This window comes from Pleurocapsa sp. CCALA 161 (assembly GCF_003003995.1).
Lineage (GTDB): Bacteria > Cyanobacteriota > Cyanobacteriia > Cyanobacteriales > Xenococcaceae > Waterburya.
In genome coordinates this window covers 1-5,792 of the sequence record NZ_PVWF01000189.1, presented here as the reverse complement: position 1 = coordinate 5,792, position 5,792 = coordinate 1, and the positions used below count along the sequence as shown (strand labels likewise).

Below are 5,792 nucleotides of genomic sequence, written 5' to 3'. Positions count from 1 at the left end.
TGCCAAGCTTTATATCACTGTGGGAACAGTCAAAACCCACGTCTGTCATATTCTCAATAAACTATGCGCCGATGATCGCACTCAAGCCGCAGTTAGAGCTTTAAGAGCAGGATTAGTTAAGTAACTTCTAATTGAATTTGTGAATTTGTTTCTTAGGAGTTAAGTAAGTCAAAAGCAGCAGAAAGGCTTGTTTTGTACTACCAAATATAATAATTTATATTTGCCAAATATTTTGTAAAATACTGGTTAGCTATTTTAGCTATTATCGATTAGCTTAAGGTTTTCTTTCTTCCTTCATTGAGAACAAAGTTTAAAACAACTAACCTAGTCATAATCCAGGGCCAGTCTTATACGGGTGTTATTTTGCCACTTATGAAGATGCTTCTGTATTTATAGAATCATTGATTATGACAAATGCACTCTAACTCCGATAAAATTTTTAATAGGTCATTAGAGGATTATCAACCGTTAATTCTAATCGTAGATAATGATAACGATAACTTATTATTGGCTAGCTATATAGTTGAATCTATGGGATTTGATTATGTGGTTACAGACGATAGTGAAAAGTGTTTAAGCTTGGCAGCCGAACTATTACCTGACATTATTTTATTAGATATTGTCATGCCAAAGATGAATGGACTAGAAATTATCAATCTAATTAAACAAGATCTAAGTCTTGCTCACATATCGATAATTGCCGTTACGGGATTAACGAAAGCAGAAGATCTAGATCGGTTAATTACAGCAGGTTTTGATGATTACCTTTGCAAACCATATCTAATTGAAGAGTTAGAAGGCAAAATTTATAGTCTTCTCAATTATCCTTTGGCTTAGGTTCAAAAATTGCGATCGCTCCTGTTAAATCACTTTTAATAGTTGTATCGCTTAAAAAGTCGATTATCTTAACATCTAAAACTTCTTCAATTATTTCTTTAATTTGAGGATGAACTATGTTATCAACTGCTTTTCTCACCTGTTTTGCTAAGTAAATATGGTCGTGGTCTTTGAGTAGTTTTTCGGGAGATGTAATAATTCCCTCTAAGATTATTACCAAAATATTATCAAACAGCTTATAAGAAATATTATTTATTTTATGCTCAAGCTGCTGTTGATAAATATCCTCAATTTTTTGAGACAAAATCGATTTTATTTGATTAATTTTTAGACGATTACGTTTTATCAACAGCTTTTTCCTCCCCAAAATATAAGTACCCAAACAAAATTAATTACACACTTAACTATTATGCGGTGTTTACATTGCTTAGTTTCTATGCAAGACCTTTTACCGATCTTAAGCAGGAAATTTGTTTTGCACGACTACTTATGTTCGCTTTTTGTTTAATTAATTTTTAACTAATGTTTAACCTTGAGAATGCTTTCAGGATTTCGCACTGTTGGAGTCTGGCTTAAAATTACAATCATACCAGTGCGTCCAGTGTCCAAGGTAGCGTCGCTCAAAATATCAAGTACTTCTACCTCAGCAACTTTTTCAATCAACTGTTTTAATTCTGGCTGAATAGCACCGTCAAGATTAGAACGTACTTGCTGCGCTAAGTCGCTTTTTCCCTCATCTATTAAAACCTTTTCTGCGCTAGTAATGGAATTTTCCAAAATTATGGCTAGCTTTGCTTGAAAAAACTGACAGGTTACTTTAGAGGGTTGATGTCCTAAATGTTGACGGTAGAATGCCTGAATTTCTTGAGAAAGTTTTCTTTCTAATTGTCCACAAGTTAGTAAGTTATTGGTCATTGGTTTGGCTATAAAATTTTAGATCATTAATTATAAGCTTTAGTTAGCAGTTACCGTAAGTTACAAATTAATGATGTTTACTGAAAGTTTGCTGTAGCAAAATAGTTAATACAAGTTTTTATTGGTTATATTTGCTTTAATATTCTTTTTGATAACAAAGATTTATTTAGCATTAGTTTTCAATTTACTTATAATAAGTAAAAATTGCTCAAGCAAGTATCTATCAAAAGATACAATTTAAGTTGATGTATGTTTTGATAGTGCTAATCGAACGCACAGAGTAATGTTCATAAGACAAAAAATCATCTTAATATCTATCTTGGGAATTACTCTTTTTTTATATTTATCCATATAAAGAGAGATGTAGCAACATTATTCTTACTCTACATTGAGAGCAAGTTAATAAATGCAAAAAATAAATTTATGAATCTTTTATTACAAATTGCTAGCAATGAACCCCATTTTCCCTACGCAGCAGTGGCAGTTATGGGTATAGGCTTTGTCGCAGCGGTTACTATTGGTTCAGTCGCTTGGTATAACTCCAAACGCCCTGCGGGTTGGGAAGACAAAGAACGTCCTGATATTGTTCCCGAGATTGATAAGTAATCAGTAATTTTTGGCAGTCGAATCAACAATTTTATCTACCAACAGGAGACAAGAATATGGAAAACAAAAATCCCAACGATGCAAATTATGATCGCGCCATTACTTCTGCCGAAACCGCAGCTAGGATGGAAAGAGAGGGAGGCAACTTCAAGAAAACTGCTGAAGCTGAAGGAGATCTTGATACAACCTCTGGGTATACAGTAGATCGTGAAGGTTTAGCAAATAATTATGCGGTTGAGCCTGAAATGTATTACGAAGAGCCAGGAGATAGAAAAGAACAGGAAGAAGCAGAAAAAGCAGAGCGTGCTGAAGAATTAGAAGACGTCAATACTCCTGGTGGTAAAGGTGTCGGTATTATTTAAATCTCCAAAAAAAATAACAATGCAATAGTATAATGCGGCTTTAAAAACTAAATTTTAAAGCCAATTTTTATGTTTATGCTCAATTCGCCGAGAAAACAGATATTAAAATCTGAAAACCCATTAAGGTTGGTGAAGAGAATGTAATAATTATCATTGTTGTATTGTAATTAATTTTTGATGCTCAATAGCCAATCTGAATCAGTTTCTTTATCTCAACAGAACGAACATACTACATTTGATATTTCCAAGGAAATAGATCCTGGTTGGACAGTTAGCGAGAGTGAGAAACTGTATAACATTGAAGGATGGGGAGAACCTTATTTCGCAGTTAATCAAGCAGGAAATGTCACTGTTACCCTCGAAGAAGATGGAAAACCAATCGAATTATTAGAAATTGTTGAATCTCTAACTCAACAAGGAATTAGTTCACCATTATTAATTCGCTTTCCCGACATTTTGGCAGATCGCCTGGCAAGACTACACAATTCTATGGCTCAGGCGATCGCTCGCTATAATTATCAAGGTAGCTATCAGGGAGTTTTCCCGATTAAGTGTAATCAAAATCGTCAGCTAATTGAGGCTTTAGTTGATTACGGTAAACCCTATCAGTTTGGCTTAGAAGCAGGATCGAAGCCCGAATTAATGATTGCCTTGGCTTGTTTGGCATCGGTGAAAGAGGGGCAGCCTCTTTTGATGTGCAATGGTTATAAAGATCGCGAGTATCTAGAAACGGCTTTACTCGCAACCAGATTAGGACATAAACCAATCATTGTAATTGAACAGCTTCAAGAATTAGATTTACTGATTGCCATTGCTCAGGAGTTAGAGATATCGCCAATAATCGGTGTGCGGGCTAAATTGAACAGTAAAGGGATTGGCAGATGGGGAGATTCCACAGGCGATCGCGCTAAATTTGGTCTAACTGTGGCTGAGATTCTGCAAATATTGCGTCAGCTAGAAAGCATTGGCAAATTACACTGGTTGCAACTCCTGCATTTTCATATCGGTTCACAGATTTCGGCGATTGGTGTAATCAAAAGCGCCATTCGTGAAGCTAGCCAGATCTATGTGCAGTTAGCCAAGCTAGGAGCAAAAATGCAGTATCTCAACGTAGGCGGTGGCTTGGCGGTAGATTATGACGGTTCTAAAACTAATGTTCCCGCTTCCAAAAACTACAATATGCAAAACTACGCTAATGATATTGTGGCGCAGGTAAAAGATGCTTGCGATCAATCAGGAGTCAATCATCCTATTTTAATCAGCGAAAGCGGTAGAGCGATCGCCTCCCATCAATCCGTATTGGTATTCAATGTTTTGGGGAAAAGTCAGATCTGCCATGACAATTTAACTCCACCAACACCGAATGCACCTTTAGTCATCAAAAACTTTTGGGATACTTATCAGGGTATCAATCATACCAATCTTCAAGAAAGTTATCACGATGCAATTCAGTTCAAACAAGAAGCCTTGAGCCTGTTTAATTTTGGCTATCTTAGTTTAGTCGAGCGATCGCAAACAGAAGAACTATATTGGGCTTGCTGTCGCCAGATTGCGCAGATGCTGCCAAACACGGACAATCTTCCTGATGAATTGGCTTCCTTGCCTCAAGTTATGGCATCTACCTACTATGTCAATTTATCAATCTTTCGTTCTGCTCCCGATAGTTGGGCGATCGAGCAACTTTTTCCCATCATGCCCTTGCATCGTCTCCAAGAAAAACCTACTGTTAAAGGAGTTTTAGCCGATATTACCTGTGATAGTGATGGCAAGATCGATAAATTCATTGATCCCCATCAAACCAAAAAAACTTTAGAACTACATCCTCTCGATCGCAAATCTTCAACCCCATATTATCTAGGTATGTTTCTTGTTGGCGCATATCAAGAAATTATGGGCAATTTACATAATTTGTTTGGCGATACCAATGTAGCCCAAATCAAAAGTACACCTACTGGCTATCAGGTTGAATCAATTGTTAAGGGCGATACCATAGAAACAGTCTTAAAATATGTGCAGTACGATAGTAAAGATTTACTAACAATTATGAGCATTCAAACTGAATTAGCTCTACAAAATCAGCAAATTACTCCTGAAGCAGCCCAAAAATTACTGCAAAATTATGCCAGTACTTTAGATAGCTATACTTATTTAAAGATTTAGTACAAAATTTGACGAAAATCTAAAATCTACTCAGTAAACATCCAAGAAAAATTTAAGATATTTAGGTTATTACTACAGTTTTTTGCCTGTCAATAATCGTATTTGAGCAAGTAAGCATATCTGCTCAACTTGCCATCCACAACTGCTGCACTTCAAAAATATGTCAGATTCAGGTTTAGAAAAATTGTTACAACGTTTAACTAATAGTTTGACTGAAGATCTCTTAGTTCAAAGCGTGACAGATAATATTAGAAATCAACTCAAAGTTGACCGTGTGGTTTTATATTATTTTTATCGCCACTGGGAAGGAAGAGTAACCTTTGAATCCTTAAGCGCCAAAAAATATTCAATCTGGGGTTCAACTGGCCCTGATGACTGTTTTAATGGTGAATATGCAGCCTTGTACCAAAATGGTCGAGTAAGCGCGATCGCTAATATTGAAACTGCACCGATTGCTGATTGCCATCGCGATTTTTTGCGGGAGATGGAGGTTAAAGCCAATTTAGTCGTCCCAGTTCTCCCCACTTCTGGCTTATGGGGTTTACTAGTCGCTCATCATTGTCAAAATTCCGTTGATTGGTCAAAGTCTCAGATAACCATGATGCAGGCGGGAGCAAATACTCTTGCTCGCTCTGAGATAATTGCTGGGAGTTAGAAGTCAAAAGTCAAGATAGGAGCAAAAGCAACACCCTTACAAGAGTCAAAAAAAGCCCGAAAGAACTAGCGATCGCTAGTTCTTTCGGGCTTGATAATTAATTTACTTACCATGTTGTCGATTAAATAAACACGGGAAGTTAAACTCTAAAAACTAAAAACCAGTACCGTTAGCATCAATCCCAATCAACTGATCCAGTTGAGACTCAGAAAGTGGATCACCACCAAGGTTCTCATACTGTTGAATCGCTGCACTAG

General features: G+C 36.5%; 7 protein-coding genes and 1 pseudogene. 6 read left to right on the top strand and 2 right to left on the bottom strand.

Going from position 1 to position 5,792, the window contains the following annotated elements; all coding sequences use genetic code 11:
- Together C7B62_RS27285 and C7B62_RS23965 are read left to right on the top strand one after the other, a co-directional pair.
- Positions 1–124, top strand: a pseudogene (locus C7B62_RS27285) (response regulator transcription factor); the annotation flags it as partial.
- Between the two features lie 290 nt (positions 125–414).
- Positions 415–837: a PleD family two-component system response regulator gene (locus C7B62_RS23965; protein WP_106243618.1), complete on the top strand. Its 423-nt coding sequence runs from the start codon at positions 415–417 to the stop codon at positions 835–837.
- Here the strand turns inward: C7B62_RS23965 and C7B62_RS23960 are convergent.
- Together C7B62_RS23960 and C7B62_RS23955 are read right to left on the bottom strand one after the other, a co-directional pair.
- The gene (locus C7B62_RS23960) at positions 818–1,186 is read right to left on the bottom strand and encodes a DUF2294 domain-containing protein (protein ID WP_255414094.1); all 369 of its coding nucleotides are present in this window, start codon (positions 1,184–1,186) and stop codon (positions 818–820) included. The two genes, C7B62_RS23965 and C7B62_RS23960, sit on opposite strands and share 20 nt — an antisense overlap.
- Before the next feature lie 170 nt (positions 1,187–1,356).
- The gene (locus tag C7B62_RS23955; protein ID WP_106243616.1) at positions 1,357–1,752 is read right to left on the bottom strand and encodes a DUF2294 domain-containing protein; all 396 of its coding nucleotides are present in this window, start codon (positions 1,750–1,752) and stop codon (positions 1,357–1,359) included.
- Positions 1,753–2,175: 423 nt separating this feature from the next.
- Between C7B62_RS23955 and psb35 the strand changes: the two genes are divergently transcribed.
- The 4 genes from psb35 to C7B62_RS23935 all read left to right on the top strand — a co-directional run bounded on the left by psb35 (position 2,176) and on the right by C7B62_RS23935 (position 5,535).
- Entirely contained in the window at positions 2,176–2,358 is a 183-nt protein-coding gene (psb35, locus tag C7B62_RS23950) for a photosystem II assembly protein Psb35 (protein WP_106243614.1), read from the top strand.
- Between the two features lie 56 nt (positions 2,359–2,414).
- Complete coding sequence (locus C7B62_RS23945; protein WP_106243610.1) at positions 2,415–2,720, top strand: hypothetical protein; 306 nt, start codon at positions 2,415–2,417, stop codon at positions 2,718–2,720.
- 177 nt (positions 2,721–2,897) lie between these two features.
- The gene (gene speA / locus C7B62_RS23940; protein ID WP_106243607.1) at positions 2,898–4,880 is read left to right on the top strand and encodes a biosynthetic arginine decarboxylase; all 1,983 of its coding nucleotides are present in this window, start codon (positions 2,898–2,900) and stop codon (positions 4,878–4,880) included.
- Positions 4,881–5,040: 160 nt separating this feature from the next.
- Positions 5,041–5,535, top strand: a complete 495-nt coding sequence (locus C7B62_RS23935) for a GAF domain-containing protein (protein ID WP_106243604.1) — start codon at positions 5,041–5,043, stop codon at positions 5,533–5,535.
- Positions 5,536–5,792: the final 257 nt, after the last annotated feature.

Bases quoted from the DNA above. Each gene is read 5' to 3' on its own strand.
- C7B62_RS23965 (WP_106243618.1), top strand. From the start codon at position 415: ATGCACTCTAACTCCGATAAAATTTTTAATAGGTCATTAGAGGATTAT.
- speA (WP_106243607.1), top strand. From the start codon at position 2,898: ATGCTCAATAGCCAATCTGAATCAGTTTCTTTATCTCAACAGAACGAA.
- C7B62_RS23935 (WP_106243604.1), top strand. From the start codon at position 5,041: ATGTCAGATTCAGGTTTAGAAAAATTGTTACAACGTTTAACTAATAGT.
- C7B62_RS23955 (WP_106243616.1), bottom strand. From the start codon at position 1,752: ATGACCAATAACTTACTAACTTGTGGACAATTAGAAAGAAAACTTTCT.
- psb35 (WP_106243614.1), top strand. From the start codon at position 2,176: ATGAATCTTTTATTACAAATTGCTAGCAATGAACCCCATTTTCCCTAC.
- C7B62_RS23945 (WP_106243610.1), top strand. From the start codon at position 2,415: ATGGAAAACAAAAATCCCAACGATGCAAATTATGATCGCGCCATTACT.